Raw genomic sequence first — 15817 nt, 5'->3', positions numbered from 1 at the left:
CCCGAAGGGAGCTGATCCATGTCATCCGCCGAGCCGAATGCGTACAGCGGCTGGCAGTCGGAGCGCTCCGGCTTCATGGGCAATCTGAGCGGCGTGGGCTTCGCCCTCATGGGGCTCGCGTCGGTCATCGCGGTCCTGCCCATCTACCAGCGCAGCTGGACCGCCGCTTTCCTCTGTATCCCGCTCTCCGGGCTGTTGCTCCTCCTCGCCTACGGGCGGGTGCTGGGGCTCAGCGCGGACGAGTGGATCGTCCTCGCAGTAAGGCACCAGATCGCCGTGGCAAGCAGCAAGAACCTCTTCTTCTCGGGGGTGTTCGCTCCCCGTACCAAGGACGGGCAGCAGCCGATGGACCTGCCGGGGGTGCTGGCCCGCCTGCACCTGCTGGAGGCGCCCGACGGTCTGGGCGGCACGCTCGGCGTCATGCACAACCCGGTGGACGGCACCTACACCGCGATCTGCAAGGTGACCTTCCCGGGCCTCGCGCTCGTCGACACCGACAAGCAGAACCAGCGGGTCAAGGCGTGGGCGGCCTACCTGCGTTCGCAGTGCAAGGAGGGCGGTGCGATCACCCGTATCTCCGTGCACCAGCGCTCGCTGCCGGACGACGGGGCCGCGCTGCGGTCCTGGACGGAACGGCACACCTCGGACGACGCGCCGGCCGCCGCCGTGCAGGCGCTGGACGAGCTGATGGCGGGGGCGGGCCCGGCCGCCACCATCCGCGAGACGTACCTCGCGGTCACCCTGTCGTCCTCCCGTGCCCGGCTGGCCGTCAAGGGCGCGGGCGGCGGCCAGATCGGCGCCGCAGCCGTCCTGGTCCGCGAGATCCACGCGATGCACGGCTCGCTGTCCAGCGCGGGGCTGACGATCCTGGAGTGGCTGACGCCGCGCGGTGTGGCGCAGGCGATCCGTACGGCCTACGACCCCGAGGCGCAGCAGGCCCTCGCCGCGCGCAACGCCTCGGCGGAGGACCCGCGGTGGCAGGGCGCCGAGCGCGGCGTGGACCCGGCGCTGGCCGGGCCCGCGGCGGCGGAGACCGGCTGGGGAACCTACCGGCACGACGGCGCCTGGACCGTCAGCTACCAGGTGCGGGGCTTCCCGCGCAGCGACGTGTACGCGACGTTCCTGCAGCCGCTGCTGCGGCCGCGGCAGAACGCGCGGCGCTCGCTGTCGCTGGTGTACGAGCCGATCGGCCCGGCCAAGGCCCGGCAGGAGCTGGCGCGGGAGAAGACCAAGCGCGACACGGCCCGGAAGCTGCGGGCCAAGACCGGCCGTACGGAGTCGGAGGACGAGCGCCGCGAGGCGATGACGGCGCGCGCCCAGGACGTGGCGCGTGCCTCGGGTCACGGCGTGGTGCGGCTGACGGCGATGCTGGCCGTCACGGTGACGGACCTGGAGCAGCTGGAGACGGCGTGCGCCGAGCTCCAGGCGGACGCGTCGGACGCCGGTCTCGAACTGCGCCGCGTGTGGGGCGCGCAGGACTCGGCGTTCGCCGTGGCCGCGCTGCCGCTCGGGCAGGGCCTGCCGGACCGAAGGGTGGGCATCTGATGGGCCTGTTCGGCCGCCGTACCGGTGGCGACAGCGCGCTCAAGGCGTCCCGGCTGGCCGACCTGCTGGACCCCGCCGCGGCGGAGGCCCCCGCGCCGCGGCAGCTCAGCGCGCGGGAACTGCGCAGGACGCGGCTGCTGGAGGACCCGGAGACGGCGATGCGGGTGGCCCCGCGGAAGGGCTGGCCGCAGCCCTTCTCGGGGCGGTCCGCGTCGGTCGCCAAACCCGAGGTGTTCCGCGCGGACACCGACCGCGCGAGCGGCATCTACCCGTTCCTGCACGCGGCGAGCCTGCCCCCGATCGGGGTGTACATCGGCTGGAACACCCTGACGATGCAGGCGTTCTCCGCGCACCCGGCCGCGTGGGTCAAGGCGGGTCTCGCGACCAACCCGAACGTGATGGTCACGGGCATCCCGGGCTCCGGTAAATCGGCGCACATCAAGGCGCTGTGCTTCCGGCTGATGGCCCTGGGGCACCGCACGCTCATCGCGGGCGACGTCAAGGGCGAGTACCAGGAGCTGTGCCGGCACCTGGGCGTGGAGCCGGTCCGGCTCGGCCCGGGCCTGCCCGGCCGCCTCAACCCGCTGGACGCCGGGCCGCTCGGCTACGACCTGGACCGCATCGGCGGCGAGGAGCTCCAGGCCCGGCTCAAGGAGATCCACCGCCGCCGCCTCACCCTGCTCAAGGCGCTGCTGGAGCTCCAGCTCAAGCGGAACCTGAAGCCGCAGGAGGAGGAGTGCCTGGACATCGCCGTACGGGAGGTCACCGGCGAGCTGTACGGGCAGAGCAGGCTCAGCGTGCCGACGCTGCCGCTGGTCTACGAGCGGCTGAAGGACCCGACCGAGGCCATGGCCCGCGAGCTGCGCATCCGCGGTGACGACGTGCAGACGGCGCGCGAGCAGATGACGTCGCTGCGCTCGGCACTCGGCGGCATGATCACCGGTCATCTCGGCGGTCTCTTCGACAAGGAGACGTCGATCGGCCTGGACTGGGACGCCCCGATCCAGTCCGTCGACATCTCCGCGCTGGAGCAGTACGGGGACGAGACGGTCGCGATGGTGCTGACGTGTGTCTCGTCCTGGGCGCAGTCGGCGATCGACCGGCCGGGCAGCAGGCCGTGGATCGTCGTGCGCGACGAGCTGTGGCGGCAGATGCGCTCGGGCGGCGCGGCCATGGTCCGCAAGATCGACGCGGACCTCCGGCTGTCCCGCGCGACGGGCACCATCCAGCTGCTGGCGACGCACCGCCTGAGCGACTTCGAGGCGGTGGGCTCGGCGGGCTCCGAGGCCGTGGCCATCGCCAAGGACCTCATCGCGAGCTGCGAGACCCGCATCCAGCTCGCCCAGGACACCAAGCCGCTCAACCTGACGCGCGAGGCGATCGGCCTGACGGACGCCGAGTGCGACCTGATCGGCTCCTGGGGCGCGGGCCAGCGCGGCCGGGCCCTGTGGAAGGTCGGCCGGGGCGGCGGCTCGCACGCGGTGCAGCTGATGCTCTCGCACACGGAGAAGCGGCTCTTCGAGACGGACGAGCGGATGGTGGTCTGACGCCATGCGCATCACAACGGGGGAAACGGGGGACCTCACGTGAATCCCGGTATGCCTTCGGGCCGCAAGCCCGCCGCCCGCGCGGGCGGCGACTCCCTGCTCGTCCCGGCGCTGATCCTGCTGGGCGGCGCGGCGGTGGCGTGCACGCTGCTGACCGCGCCCCTGGCCGCGTTCCTCGCGGGGCGCGGCTGGCCGGAGTGGCGGTACGGCGACCCGGCCAGCACCGCGGTCATCGCGATCGTGAACGGGCCGGGGGCGGCGTACGCACCGGCCCCGCCCGTCTGGCTGTTCTGGGCGCTGACGGCCCTGCTGTACGCGGCGGTCGCCGTGCTCGCGCTGAAGGTGCTGAAGCGGCGCGGCGGCGGGAGGACCTCCGGGCTCGCCGGGCGGCGCGAGCTCGCGGGCATGCTGCCCAAGGGCGCCGCGGCCCGCGCCCGCGAACTGCGGCCCTCGCTCGCCAAGCTGGGGCGCCTGGAGCCCGACGACACCGGCAACCTGCTGGGGAACCTGGAGCCCAACGGCCCCGAACTGCGCTCCTCGTTCGAGGACGTGGAGCTCGACCTGATGGCACCGCGCGCGGGCAAGTCCACCGGCATCGCCGTGCCGCGCGTGCTGCGGGCCCGCGGTTCGGTGCTGCTCACGTCGAACAAGGCGGACGTCTACAGCGTCACCAGGGCCGAGCGGGCGGCGGTCGGCACGGTGTGGACGTTCGACCCGCAGGGCATCGCCCACACCCGGCGCGAGATGTGGTGGGACATGCTCGCGGACGCGTCCACCATCGAGGGCGCCCGGCGGCTGGCCGGGCACTTCGTGGGGGCCGTCAACGACGACGCGTCCAAGCGGGACTTCTGGATCTCGGCGGCGCAGAACACGCTCACCGCGCTGTTCCACGCCGCGCACCAGGGCAGGCGCCAGGTCACGGACGTCCTGGCCTGGCTGGCCGACCCGGCGGACCGTACGCCCGTCGACCTGCTGCGCGACTGCGGCATGTCCGCCCTGGCCGACCAGCTCCAGGGCACGATCCGGGGCGCCGTCGAGACGCGGGACGGCATCTACGAGACGGCGCGCCAGTGCGTCGCCTGCCTCCTCGACCCGAAGATCGCGGCGTGGGTCACGCCCGACCCGCGCGTCCCGCAGTTCCGGCCCGAGGTGCACGCGCTGAGCCGCGACACGCTCTACCTGCTGTCGAAGGACGGCGGCGGCTCGGCCGCCGGTGTCATCGCCGCCGCCGCGGACTCCGTGCTGCGCGCCGGTGCCACGGCCGCCGAACGGCTCGGCGGCCGTCTGGACCCGCCCATGACGGCGGTGCTGGACGAGGCGGCGAACGTGTGCCGCATCTCCGACCTGCCCGACCTCTACTCGCACTTCGGCTCGCGCGGCATCAACGTCGTGACGCTGCTGCAGAGCTACCGGCAGGGCACCCGGGTCTGGGGCGAGGCGGGCATGGACGCGCTGTGGGGCGCGGCCACCGTCAAGCTGCTGGGCGCGGGCCTCGACGACGCGGACTTCATCGAGAAGGTCTCGCGGCTCGTCGGCGAACACGACGTGCGCACCATGAGCTACTCACGGAGCGAGGGCGTGCGCTCCAGCTCCACCTCCTACCGGCTCGAACGGGTGATGCCCGCCGACCGCATCCGTGCCCTGCCCAAGGGCACGGCCCTGCTGCTGGCCACCGGGGTGAAACCGGCCCTGATCCGGCTCCGCCCCTGGTACAAGGAGCCGGGCGCCGACCGGATCCAGGCGGCGGCCCGCGCCGAAGTCCAGGCGATCACCGAACGCGCCGCGCAGGGGGCCTTGCACCGATGACCGACTTCTACGACCAGTACGACCAGGAAGACGCGGTGAGCGCGCGGCCCCGGGAAGCGGCCCCGCCGCCCTCCGCGCCCTTCATCCTCTACCTGGAGGCCGAGGAACAGCGCGCGGCCATGGAGGGCCTCGCCTGCTTCGTCCGGGACCTGCTGCTGCCGGTCTACGGAAGGGAGGTCACGTCCTCCTCCCCCTGGTGCCCGCGCTGGTGGGAACACCTGGAGGCGGTGGCCCTGCTGCACGGCCTGTGGCTCTCCTGGCAGGAACTCACAGGCCCGAACGGCGGCCTGACCGGCCCCGCGATCTGGCACCGCGACTACCTCGGCCCCGTGATGCAGACGCTGCGCGACCCCTCGGGCCCCTTCGCGGGCTGCCGCCCGGGCGGCCACCGGCCGAAGGAAACGCCTGTGGTGGAGGAATTCCCGGGGTAGCGGCCCGGCGTCGCCATAGCCTGACGGCTGGTCAATTTCGGTTTTCTTCAAAGGGATGAATGCGTGAGCGAACAGATGACTTTGGCGGATGCGTACGAGCTGGTGTATTCGGCGGCGGCGCGGATGCTGTGGGCGCAGCGGAACACCGCCTGGCGCAAGGAAGGCGACTCCGAGTGGGCGTGGCCCGCGGCGCGCAGCGCGGCGTTCCTGGCCCTGGAGCAGGTGCTGCTCGACGCGGAGGCCGCGCTGGGCACGGCACAGCCGGGTGAGGCGTCCGACCCCGCACGGCACTTGATCTCCCGCCGCGCACCGGGGGACCGTCCGCTCACGTTCGACGAGGCGGTACGGGACTGGAAACAGCGGCTCGATGCCGACCCCGGCTACCTCGTGGAGCGCCGGGAGCCGTACCTGGACTACTTCATGGAGCCCGGCTCCTGTGTCGTGGTCCCCTCGTCGCCGTACTTCGCGATGATCGGCATCTTCCCCGAGATGTACCACCGGCTGGCGCCGGGACGGCCCGGGGTCACCATCGGGGCCGGTGCCGCAGACCTCGGCGCCGTGGCGCACGAGGCCGCGGACGCCCTGCGCGCGCCGCTGGGCGTCGCCACGCCCACGCCGCACCCGGGCACCGCCCCCTGGATCTCCCCCGTCTCCCGCCGGGTCTCGGACCTCCCCGACCTCCCGGAGCGCTTCGAGGCGTTGCGCCGCGCGGCCTGGTACGCGGCGGAAGCGATGCCGTCTCCCGAGGAGTTGAAGGGGTCACTGGACTTCTCGGTCCAGCTGGAAGCAGCCGTAGCGGCCACGGACATCCGGCAGATGCTGGCCGGGCAGCCGGCTCATGCGTGGCGCGAGGAGTACGAGCAGATCGACCCGGCACGTCACGGGGTCGTGGGGCTGGTCTCCGGTCCCGCCGGGGAAGCCGTACCGGTGCCTTTCGAGAAGGACGCCGCCAGCTGGCGCGGACTGAACGCCAAGGGCTCCCTCCCGTGGACGCCGAAGGAATACCAGCGGCAGTACTACCCGGACCGCGGCGAGACCGAGAACGTGGTGATCTCGGCGACCCGCGCCCTGGTCTTCGCGGAGATCCTCGACGAGTTCGCGGCACGCATGACGCCGGGGCGGAACGCGGGCCTCATCCACTACAGCGCTTATGAACTCGGCCAGTTCCTCACCTGGGGCATCGGCCGCGAGCTGAGCGACCACGCCGGATTCTGACGAGAGAGCAGCACGTGGCAGACAAGCGTTACCGCATTCTCGTCGTCTCCGATATCAGTGGCATGGGCGGCGGCGGCATTCCGGTGTTCAACCAGCACCTCACCGAGGCGCTCGCCAAAGAGCACGACGTGACGTTGTTCACCGCCGACCCCGGCACCCAGCCGCACCAGGGCGCGCGGATGGTCTCCACTCCCCCGATACCGGAGGGTGTGGAGGACCGCGTGTGGATGGAGTTCCAGTCCACTCTCGATCCCCGCACCCATGGTCTTCCCGACCCGCAGGAGCGCCCCTTCGACCTGATCGTGGGCCACTCACGCTTCTCCGGTCCGGCCGCGGCCGAGCTGCGTGACCGCTGGTACCCGGACGCGAAGGTCGCCCACTTCCTGCACACCAGCCCGGAGCGGCTGGCCGAGGTCAAGTACGCCCACGATCCTGCGCACGCGCAGACCAAGGCCACCAGGGACTCCCGCATCGAGCGCGAGGTGATGGACCGGGCGGACGTGGTCGTGGGCGTCGGCCCGCTGCTGACGACGGAGGCCGAACGGCTGTCCTCGGCGGGGCAGCACGTGCCCGACTCGCACCAGCTCGTACCCGGTGTGAAGATCGAGGAGTTGGTGCAGCGCGGGCCGCACGAAGGGCGGCTCAATCTCCTGGTCATGGGCCGGACGGACGATCCGCTGAAGGGCGTCAACGACGCGCTGCGCGCCGTGAAGATGCTGAACAACAATGGTGTCGACGTCCACCTCACCATTCGCGGCGCCGCCCCCGAGAAGCTCGACGAGATAGTGGAAGCAGCCGAAATGCGGGGCGGGAAGGGCAACGTCACCGTCAAGCCGTTCACCAAGGACGGCAACGAGCTGAAGAACGACATCATCGGCGCCGATGCCGTCATCATGCCGTCCAAGCACGAGGGCTTCGGCCTGGTGGCCACGGAGGCGGCGGGACACGGCGTCCCCATCCTGGTCAACCAGGAGAGCGGGGCAGCGCAGTTCCTCGGCGACAAGGCGCGTATCGCGCCCGGGATCGGGCAGCCGTGCATCGTCCCCGAGCCCTCGGACCCGAACGACCGCCCGCTCGCCTGGGCCAAGTCCATCGGCCAACTGAAAGCCGACCTCCCCCAGCGCCGCGAGAACGCCGCGCAGCTGCGCGAGGCGCTCAAGGCGTACTCCTGGGACCACGCGAGCGAGGCCCTGGTCGAGGCGGCCATGCAGGCCACGCCGCAGCCGCAGCAGAAGCCGCTCGCGCAGGGCCAGGCGCAGCGGAAGGCGACCGTGCAGGGCCCCGACGGCAAGCTGCTCGGCACCGGTGCCGCCGCGAAACCCGCCGCGCCGCCCGGCCCGCAGTCCGCTCTCGCCAGAGCGGCGGCCATGACGTCACCGGGGGTCAGACCCGCGGCCCCGGCGCAGCCGCAGCCGGCGGCGGCCCGCCCGTACCACCTCCCGCCGACGCAGGGCCCGGCCCGGGGCCGCTGAACGTATCCGCTGCGCCCCTGGCGGTGGGAACCGCACGCCCCACCGCCCAGCGGGCATATCGTCGCGCACCCGATTCCCACCGGGCGGGCCCCACAGCGGGTGTGACGACTGCATTCAGCTGAGCGATCTTGACTCCACACCCGCTACAGTCGGTGGTGCGGCAGACCCACGTGTCTGCTGCACCACCCTGTGTGCGACGGATCTGGAGTCATGGTGTTCACCGTGGGGGCGCGAGCTATCTGCGTCGAGCTGGAGAACTGAGAACCCTCTCAGTCCCTGTTCTCGGCCCGGCTCGGCGTGTGATCTTCCCCCACCTTTCACGACTCTTCCGTGAGGCCATGCCGCCATGCGCTCGACGCAGATCCGCAGCACTTTCACCGACTTCTTCACCTCCCGCGGTCACCAGCAGGTCCCGTCCAGTTCGCTGATCCCGGACGACCCCACCCTGCTGCTCGCCAACGCCGGGATGAACCAGTTCAAGCCCTACTTCCTCGGCGAGACCCCGCCCGCGTTCCCCCGTGCGACCAGCATCCAGAAGTGCGCCCGGACCTCCGACATCGACAACGTCGGCCGCACCAACCGGCACGCCACGTTCTTCGAGATGATGGGCAACTTCTCCTTCGGCGACTACTTCAAGGAAGACGCCATCGCCTTCGCCTGGGAACTCCTCACCCAGGGCTACGGGCTGGAGAAGGACAAACTCTGGATCACCGTCTACGAGGACGACGACGAGGCCGAGCACCTCTGGCGCCGCATCGGTGTCCCCGCCTCCCGCATCCAGCGCCTGGGCATGGAGGACAACTACTGGTCCATGGGCGTCCCCGGCCCCTGCGGCCCCTGCTCGGAGGTCAACTACGACCGCGGCCCCGCCTTCGGCAAGGAAGGCGGCCCCGCCGTCGACGGCGAACGCTACGTAGAGATCTGGAACCTGGTCTTCATGCAGTTCCAGCGCGGTGAGGGCGACAAGAAGGGCAACTTCCCCATCCTCGGCGAACTCGCCGACAAGAGCATTGACACCGGCCTCGGCCTGGACCGCCTCGCCGCGATCCTCCAGGACGCCGAGAACGTCTGCACCACCGATCTGCTGCTCCCCACCATGGACACCGTCCAGAACCTGGCCGGCCGCGAGTATCCCGGCCAAGGCGAGGAGAAGGTCTCTTTCCAGGTCGTCACCGAGCACGCCCGCTCCATGGCCTTCCTCATCGCCGATGGCGTCCTGCCCGCCAAGGACGGCCGCGGCTACGTCCTGCGGCGCCTGATGCGCCGGGCGATCCGTCACGCCCGCCTCCTGGGCATCACCGGGCCGGTCCTCCCTGCCGCCACCGCCAGCGTGATCACCAACCTGGGTGACGTCTGGCCGGAGCTGGCCGCCCAGGCCGCCCTGATCGAGCAGGTCGTCACCGCCGAAGAGGAGTCCTTCACCCGCACCCTGGCCCAGGGAACCCGGCTGCTGGACGCCGCGATCACCCGCACCCGCGAGAGCCGGTCGGCCGCCCTGCCCGGAGAGACCGCCTTCGAGCTGGCCGACACCTTCGGCTTCCCCCTCGAACTCACCGTCGAGGCCGCCCGCGACGCCGGCCTGACCGTCGATGAGGACCGGTTCGCCGTGCTGCTGGAGGAACAGAAGAAGCGCGCGAAGGCCGGAGGCAAGGCCAAGACCACCGAGGCCCTGCGGAAGATGGACACCTACCGCGAGCTGGCCGCGCAACTGCCGCGCACCGAGTTCCTCGGGTACGACCACCTCACCGCCGAGACCACGGTGAAGGGCCTCATCGCCGAAGGCACCGTCGTCACCACCGCCCCCGAGGGCACCGAGGTCGAACTGGTCCTGAACCGCTCACCGTTCTACGCCGAGGCCGGCGGCCAGATCGGCGACACCGGCACGCTCCGCACCACCGACGGCACCCTGCTGCGGATCACCGACACCCGCTACGGCCTGGAAGGCTTCCGCGTCCACACCGCCCGCGTCCTGGAAGGCGAGATCCGTACGGGAGACGGCGGTGAGGCGTCCGTGGACGCCGACAGGCGCAAGGGCCTGATGCGGTCGCACTCGGCCACCCACATCCTCCATGCCGTCGTCCGCGCGACCCTGGGCGACCACGCCGCCCAGCAGGGCTCACTGGTCGAGCCGGACCGGCTCCGCTTCGACTTCGCCCACTTCTCCGCCCTCAGCCCCGACCAGCTCGCCCAGATCGAGACGGCTGTCAACGGGCACGTTCTCGACGACCCGGAAGTACGGGCCTGGCACGCCGACCGCGCCGAAGCCGAGGCCGCGGGCGCCATCGCCCTGTTCGGAGAGAAGTACGGCGACACCGTCCGCATCGTCGACATCGGCGACTTCTCCCGCGAACTCTGCGGCGGCACCCACGTCCCCCACGGCTCCCAGGTCGGCACCTTCCGCCTGCTCAGCGAGTCCTCGATCGGCTCCAACCTCCGCCGCGTCGAAGCCCTCACCGGCCACGACACCCTCCGCCACCTCGACACCGAGCGCCGCCTGCTGAACGAACTCGCCGGCTTGCTCGGCACCCGGCCCACCGATGCGCCCGAGGCCCTACGCAAGCGCCTCCAGGCGCTGGCCGCCGCCCAGGATCAGCTGTCGAAGCTACGGGCCGAAGAACTGCGACAGCAGGCCGCCCTGCTCGCCGACCAGGCCGAACCGTCCGGGCGCGGCTGGATCGTCGCCCAGCGCGTCACCGGCATCGCCCCGGACGAACTGCGCGGCCTGGCTGCCGACGCGGTCGCCCGTATCCACCGAGGCCCCGCCGTCGTCATCCTCGGCACCGAGCACGACGGCAAGGCCCTGATCGTCGCCGCGATCTCGCACAGCCTCCACCAGGAAGGCGCCGAGGCCGGCCAAATCCTCACCGACGCCGCCCGCGCTGTCGGCGGCGGCTCCGGCGGACGCGGCCCCGTCGCCAACGCAGGCGGACGTCGCACCGAAGCCCTCGACCAAGCTCTCGCCCTCGCCGCCGCCGAAGCCGGACTGCTCCTGGCCGACGGCTGATGTCAGACCCCGCCCCTACCCTCGGTACGCATGATCGTGAACCGCGCCTACGTACCGCCCGAGCTCGTGGACGACGGGAATCAGGACACCTGGCCGTGGTCCGTGCCCTGTGTGAAAGAGCTGATCGGCGGCGGGGTGACGTTCGACGCCCCAATCACCTTCCTGGTCGGGGAGAACGGTTCGGGGAAGTCGACCCTCGTCGAGGCGATCGCCGAGGCGTACGGGCTGGACGGGCGCGGTGGCCGGGCCGGGCGGAAGTACGGGAACGACCGGCCCTCGTCGGAGCTCGGCAGCGCCCTGCACCTCGATCTGACCTCCGCGGGCACCCGCATGATGACCGGGCCCCGCACGAAGAAGAAGGGCTACTTCCTCCGGGCGGAGACCGCCTTCGGTCTGATGGAGACGGTGTGGGGCCTGCCGGGCTACTGGGACGAGAACACCTCGGAGATGAGTCACGGCGAGGGCTTCCTCACCGTCTTCGAGGCGATGTTCCGGCAGCCGGGGCTCTACGTGATGGACGAGCCGGAGGCGGCCCTCTCCTTCGCCTCCTGCCTGCGGCTGGTCGCGCTGATGCACCGGCTGGGCCGGTCGGGCGCCCAGGTGATCTGCGCGACGCACTCGCCGATCCTGGCCTCGACGCCCGGCGCCCGCGTCCTGGAGGTGGGCGAACACGGCATCGCACCCGTGCAGTGGGACGAGCTGCTGCTCGTCGACCACTGGCGGCGGTACATGAGCGATCCGGAGGCGTACCTCCGCCACCTCGTGCCGCGCGACGAGCGCCACTGACCCGCACCACCGGAGACTGAGGGGACACTGGTGGCGTGAGAAGCGAGAACACCCCCTTCGTCGGCGGCCCCCTGGACGGCCGGGTGCTGCCGGTGCTGCTCGGGCCCACCGGGCATCCGCCGAAGACGTATGAGATCCCCGTGCCCGGCGAGGACGGGAGGACCGAGGTCGTGCACGTCTACCGGCGCGTCCAGGCGGGCACCACGCGCCGCCTGGGCCTGCACAAGGGCTGGAAGTACGAGTACGACCCGGACGGCAGGCCCGGCGGCGGGCTGAAGTGGCCCTGGTCCCGGCCCGGCACATAAGGGCGCATAGGGGTGCGTATGGGCGCGGTACAGGTGCGATACGGGCGCGCGGGTCAATGACGCGCGCCCGCCGTACGGGTGACAGGTGGGCAACCGGGGGGTGAGCGGGTTAGGCGGATTCGCCCACCCCACTGCCGTAACGGCCGCCACCATGGCACGATCCTCTTTGGGGCGACGATCACGAGGACGATGACGCCCATGCTTCGGAGGTGAGCCCGTTGCCGGGACGGTTCGTGCGCTCTGTCTGCACGATGGCGCTGATAGCCGGCGCCGCGTCGGTCGTACTGCCCGCGCCGGTGGCGTCGGCGGCGCCCGCGGACCCGCCCGACCGGTCGTCCGTCAGTTCCCTGCTCACCCGGCTCCAGTCGCTGTACCGGAAGGCCGAGGAGGCCACCGAGAAGTACAACGGGACCGAGGAGGACCTGAAGAAGCAGCGCGACCGGGTCAGGAAGATCGACGACGACCTCGCGGACGCGCGCAAGGCCCTCACCGGCAGCAAGGACGCGGCCGGGCGCATCGCCCGGGAGCAGTACCAGGGCGGCAGCGGCACCCTCTCCCCGTACGTGGGCTTCCTCTTCGGCTCCGACCCCCAGCAGGTCCTCGACAGCGGCCACCAGCTCCAGCGGGCCGCCGGGCAGCGCGCTGCGACGGTCGGCAGACTCACCGAGAACGAGAAGCGCGCCGCCGACCTCGCGGTCAAGGCGCGGGACGCGCTCCACGCGGAGCAGGCGCTCGCCGCCGAGCAGAAGCAGCGCCGCGACGAGGTGCGCAAGAGCCTCGCCCAGGTCGAGAAGATGCTGGCCTCCCTCACCGGCGAGCAGCTCTCCGAGCTGCAGAGGCTGGAGCAGAAGGACATCACCGAGGCCCAGCGCAAGCTGCTCGCCTCCGGCGGCCTGGGCACCGCGGCCGCGCCCTCACCGCTCGGCAGCAAGGCGATCGAATACGCGTTCCAGCAGATAGGCAAGCCCTATGTGTGGGGCGCGGAGGGCCCCGACTCGTTCGACTGCTCGGGCCTCACCTCGCAGGCGTGGGCCCACGCGGGCGGCGTCATCCCGCGCACCAGCCAGGAGCAGTGGAAGTCCCTGCCGAGGGTGCCGCTGAGCGAGATACGCCCCGGCGACCTGGTGGTGTACTTCGAGGGCGCGACCCACGTGGCGCTCTACATCGGCAACGGCCTCGTCATACAGGCGCCCCGCCCCGGCACCGCGGTGAAGGTCTCCCCCATCGCCTCCAACCCCCTCCTGGGTGCCGTGCGGCCGGATTCCGGGGCCGCTCCCCTGGCGCGCTACGTGCCGCCGCCCGTGCCCGGCGCTCCTTCCTGAGCCGCCACCCGGGCCACGTACGCCGCCGCCGGCTCCGGGTCGTAGAAGTAGTCCTCCAGGTCCGAGGGGTCGTCGAAGCCACGGGCCAGGCGGTCGGCGACGGCCGGGAAGCCGGTGGCCGCGAGCATCAGGTCCAGGACGTGCACGGGCGGCGGCGCGAGCATCGCGTTCGTCCACCGGGTGGTGTGCCGGGCCGCCGCCCAGTGCCGGTCGAACGTGGCCCGCATCCACGCCTCGTCGAAGGGCAGCTCGCCCCGCTCCACGATCGAGGCGAGGTACGCGGCCGCGCACTTGGCGGCCGAGCTCGCGCCCTGGCCGGTGACCGGGTCGTCGGCGACGACCGTGTCGGCCACCCCGAGCACGAGCCCGCCCGACGGCAGCCGCACCACGGGGTGCCGCACGGTGGGGGCGTAGCGCCCGGCCAGGGTGGCGCGGGCGTCGGTGAGCTCGACGCGCGTGGCGCGCGCGTACTCCCACGGGGTGAAGCACTCCATCAGGTCCAGCATCCTCGCCAGGTGCTCGGCCGGGCGCGCCAGCTCCTCGAAGACGTCGAGCGGCCCGCCCGGCATCCCCTCCCACAACAGGACGTCCGCCCGCCCGGAGAGGGTGAGGGTGGGGATGACGAGGAGCTCACCGACCCCGGGCACCAGGTTGCAGCGGACCGCCTCGGTACCGGAGTGCTCCGGGCGCGGGTCGAGGCCGTGCACACAGGCGACGGCGAGGGCGCGCTGCGGGGTGGTGTACGGGGAGCGGGCGGGGTCGCGCACGAACATCGAGGCGAGCTCGCCCGTGCCGACGGCGGCGAGCAGCAGGTCGTAGCGGGGGGCCAGGGCGTCGAGGTCGGAGACGGTCGCCGCGTGGATGACGAGGCGGCCGCCGCGCTCGGCGAAGGTGTCGAGCCAGCCCGCGGTCTTCACCCGCTGGTCGACGGACTGGGCACAGCCCTCCAGCCTGCCCGTCCAGTCCAGGAGCCGGGTGCGGCAGCCCCGGGGCGACTCGGGCCCCGCCACCGCCAGGCCGAGGCCCTCGATGCGCGGGGCACGGCCCGCCCAGAAGTCGAGCCCCAGCTCCCGCTCGTGGCGCAGGGCGGTCGGGAAGAGGCACTGGGGCGGCATGACGCGGCCCGAGCGCATCTCGTCGGCGGTGCGGTTGGACATCAGGGTCACGTCGTACCCCAGGGACTGGAGGCCGAGGGCCAGGTGGAGGCCGGACTGGCCCGCTCCGACAATGAGGACGCGGCGCACGGGCACGCTCCCTTCGTCGCGCTGTCCGCGAGTGGCGCGGCTATCCGGGGGTGGCCTCTAGGGCCCGGCCGACGAGGATCAGCAGGGTGTCGACCACGCCGACCCGCTGCCGGGCGTCCATATGGACCAGGGGCACCCGGCGCGGCAGGGCGAGGGCCTCGCGCACCTCGTCCGGCTCGTGCCGGGCGGAGCCCTCGAACTGGTTGACCGCCACGATGTACGGCAGACCCGCGCTCTCGAAGTAGTCGATGGCGGGGAAGCACTCGGCGAGCCGCCGGGTGTCCGCCATGACGACCGCGCCGATCGCGCCGCGCACCAGGTCGTCCCACATGAACCAGAAGCGTTTCTGGCCCGGGGTGCCGAAGAGGTAGAGCACCAGGTCGGTGTCGAGCGTGATGCGCCCGAAGTCCATGGCGACCGTGGTGGTCTTCTTCTCCGGGATGGCGCTGCGGTCGTCGATGCCCTCGCCCGCGACCGTCATCACCGCCTCGGTGCGCAGCGGGGTGATCTCGGAGACGGAGCCGACGAAGGTCGTCTTGCCGACGCCGAAGCCGCCCGCGACGACGATCTTGGTGGCGTGGGGGGCGCGGGTCCGGTCGGTCTGCCAGCTCCGGGGCGCGTCCAGCACGGCGGGCGGCCCGCCCCGGACGGCCGCCTCGTCACGTACGGCAGTCGCATCGCGTACCGCGGTCGCATCGCGTACCGCCGTCGCGTCCCGTACGGCGCTCTCGCCGCATACGGTGCTCCCGTCACGTACGGCGCTGTCCCCGCATACGGCGCTCCCGTCGCGTACGGGCTCGCACTCCCCGCGCGCGGGCTGTGCGGGCGGCCGCCCGCGCGCGGCTGTCGTGTCGCGCACCGCCAGGGCCGCGCTCCGGGGATCGGCGTCAGAGCCTGTGAAGTCCACCCAGCACCCTTTCCAGCAGCGCGCGGTCGGGCCGGCCCGTGCCGTGGCCGGTGTCGAAGACGCGGATCCTGCCCTGGTCGGCCAGTTCGAGGAGGAGCACCCGCACCATGCCCAGGGGCATCTTCAGCAGTGCGGCGATCTCGGCGACCGACCGGAGCCGGAAGCAGAGGTCGACGATGGCGCGGGCCTCGGGCACTCCCCGGTCCGCGCAGACACGGGGCACGGGGCCGCGT

13 protein-coding genes are annotated in these 15817 nt (G+C 72.2%); 10 read left to right on the top strand and 3 right to left on the bottom strand.

Annotated elements, in window-relative coordinates; genetic code table 11:
* Positions 1 to 18 precede the first annotated feature (18 nt).
* The 10 genes from K6I34_RS15340 to K6I34_RS15295 all read left to right on the top strand — a co-directional run bounded on the left by K6I34_RS15340 (position 19) and on the right by K6I34_RS15295 (position 13433).
* Positions 19 to 1545: an SCO6880 family protein gene (locus tag K6I34_RS15340; RefSeq protein ID WP_229326365.1), complete on the top strand. Its 1527-nt coding sequence runs from the start codon at positions 19 to 21 to the stop codon at positions 1543 to 1545.
* Positions 1545 to 3092 (top strand): type VI secretion protein, encoded by a 1548-nt coding sequence (locus K6I34_RS15335; RefSeq protein WP_229326363.1) that lies wholly within the window; start codon positions 1545 to 1547, stop codon positions 3090 to 3092. The genes K6I34_RS15340 and K6I34_RS15335 overlap by 1 nt, the downstream gene beginning before the upstream one ends.
* Positions 3093 to 3143: 51 nt before the next feature.
* Positions 3144 to 4898 (top strand): type IV secretory system conjugative DNA transfer family protein, encoded by a 1755-nt coding sequence (locus K6I34_RS15330; RefSeq protein ID WP_229326371.1) that lies wholly within the window; start codon positions 3144 to 3146, stop codon positions 4896 to 4898.
* A complete protein-coding gene (locus K6I34_RS15325) occupies positions 4895 to 5329 on the top strand; it encodes a DUF4913 domain-containing protein (protein ID WP_374230928.1) in 435 nt (144 codons plus the stop codon). The genes K6I34_RS15330 and K6I34_RS15325 overlap by 4 nt, the downstream gene beginning before the upstream one ends.
* Before the next feature lie 63 nt (positions 5330 to 5392).
* The gene (locus K6I34_RS15320) at positions 5393 to 6544 is read left to right on the top strand and encodes a hypothetical protein (protein WP_229326361.1); all 1152 of its coding nucleotides are present in this window, start codon (positions 5393 to 5395) and stop codon (positions 6542 to 6544) included.
* Positions 6545 to 6558: 14 nt separating this feature from the next.
* Positions 6559 to 8016, top strand: a complete 1458-nt coding sequence (locus K6I34_RS15315) for a glycosyltransferase family 4 protein (RefSeq protein ID WP_229326359.1) — start codon at positions 6559 to 6561, stop codon at positions 8014 to 8016.
* A 346-nt stretch (positions 8017 to 8362) separates the two neighbouring features.
* A complete protein-coding gene (gene alaS, locus K6I34_RS15310; protein WP_229326357.1) occupies positions 8363 to 11020 on the top strand; it encodes an alanine--tRNA ligase in 2658 nt (885 codons plus the stop codon).
* A gap of 30 nt (positions 11021 to 11050) precedes the next feature.
* A complete protein-coding gene (locus K6I34_RS15305; RefSeq protein ID WP_229326355.1) occupies positions 11051 to 11806 on the top strand; it encodes an AAA family ATPase in 756 nt (251 codons plus the stop codon).
* 35 nt (positions 11807 to 11841) lie between these two features.
* Entirely contained in the window at positions 11842 to 12111 is a 270-nt protein-coding gene (locus K6I34_RS15300) for a hypothetical protein (RefSeq protein ID WP_229326353.1), read from the top strand.
* A gap of 251 nt (positions 12112 to 12362) precedes the next feature.
* The gene (locus K6I34_RS15295) at positions 12363 to 13433 is read left to right on the top strand and encodes a C40 family peptidase (RefSeq protein ID WP_229326351.1); all 1071 of its coding nucleotides are present in this window, start codon (positions 12363 to 12365) and stop codon (positions 13431 to 13433) included.
* Here the strand turns inward: K6I34_RS15295 and K6I34_RS15290 are convergent.
* The 3 genes from K6I34_RS15290 to K6I34_RS15280 form a co-directional block, all read right to left on the bottom strand.
* Positions 13397 to 14677 (bottom strand): styrene monooxygenase/indole monooxygenase family protein, encoded by a 1281-nt coding sequence (locus K6I34_RS15290; RefSeq protein WP_229326349.1) that lies wholly within the window; start codon positions 14675 to 14677, stop codon positions 13397 to 13399. The two genes, K6I34_RS15295 and K6I34_RS15290, sit on opposite strands and share 37 nt — an antisense overlap.
* Before the next feature lie 40 nt (positions 14678 to 14717).
* Positions 14718 to 15305, bottom strand: coding sequence for an ATP/GTP-binding protein (locus tag K6I34_RS15285; RefSeq protein ID WP_229326367.1), 588 nt, complete (start codon positions 15303 to 15305; stop codon positions 14718 to 14720).
* A 259-nt stretch (positions 15306 to 15564) separates the two neighbouring features.
* A partial coding sequence (locus tag K6I34_RS15280) for a DUF742 domain-containing protein (RefSeq protein WP_229326347.1) occupies positions 15565 to 15817 on the bottom strand: 253 nt, incomplete at its 5' end.

Origin of the sequence: Streptomyces sp. UNOC14_S4 (assembly GCF_020740835.1) — a bacterium.
Classification (GTDB): Bacteria; Actinomycetota; Actinomycetes; order Streptomycetales; family Streptomycetaceae; genus Streptomyces.
This window is presented reverse-complemented; position numbering and strand designations above follow the sequence as displayed.

Bases quoted from the DNA above. Each gene is read 5' to 3' on its own strand.
- K6I34_RS15295 (WP_229326351.1), top strand. From the start codon at position 12,363: ATGGCGCTGATAGCCGGCGCCGCGTCGGTCGTACTGCCCGCGCCGGTG.
- alaS (WP_229326357.1), top strand. From the start codon at position 8,363: ATGCGCTCGACGCAGATCCGCAGCACTTTCACCGACTTCTTCACCTCC.
- K6I34_RS15330 (WP_229326371.1), top strand. From the start codon at position 3,144: ATGCCTTCGGGCCGCAAGCCCGCCGCCCGCGCGGGCGGCGACTCCCTG.
- K6I34_RS15335 (WP_229326363.1), top strand. From the start codon at position 1,545: ATGGGCCTGTTCGGCCGCCGTACCGGTGGCGACAGCGCGCTCAAGGCG.
- K6I34_RS15305 (WP_229326355.1), top strand. From the start codon at position 11,051: ATGATCGTGAACCGCGCCTACGTACCGCCCGAGCTCGTGGACGACGGG.
- K6I34_RS15325 (WP_374230928.1), top strand. From the start codon at position 4,895: ATGACCGACTTCTACGACCAGTACGACCAGGAAGACGCGGTGAGCGCG.
- K6I34_RS15340 (WP_229326365.1), top strand. From the start codon at position 19: ATGTCATCCGCCGAGCCGAATGCGTACAGCGGCTGGCAGTCGGAGCGC.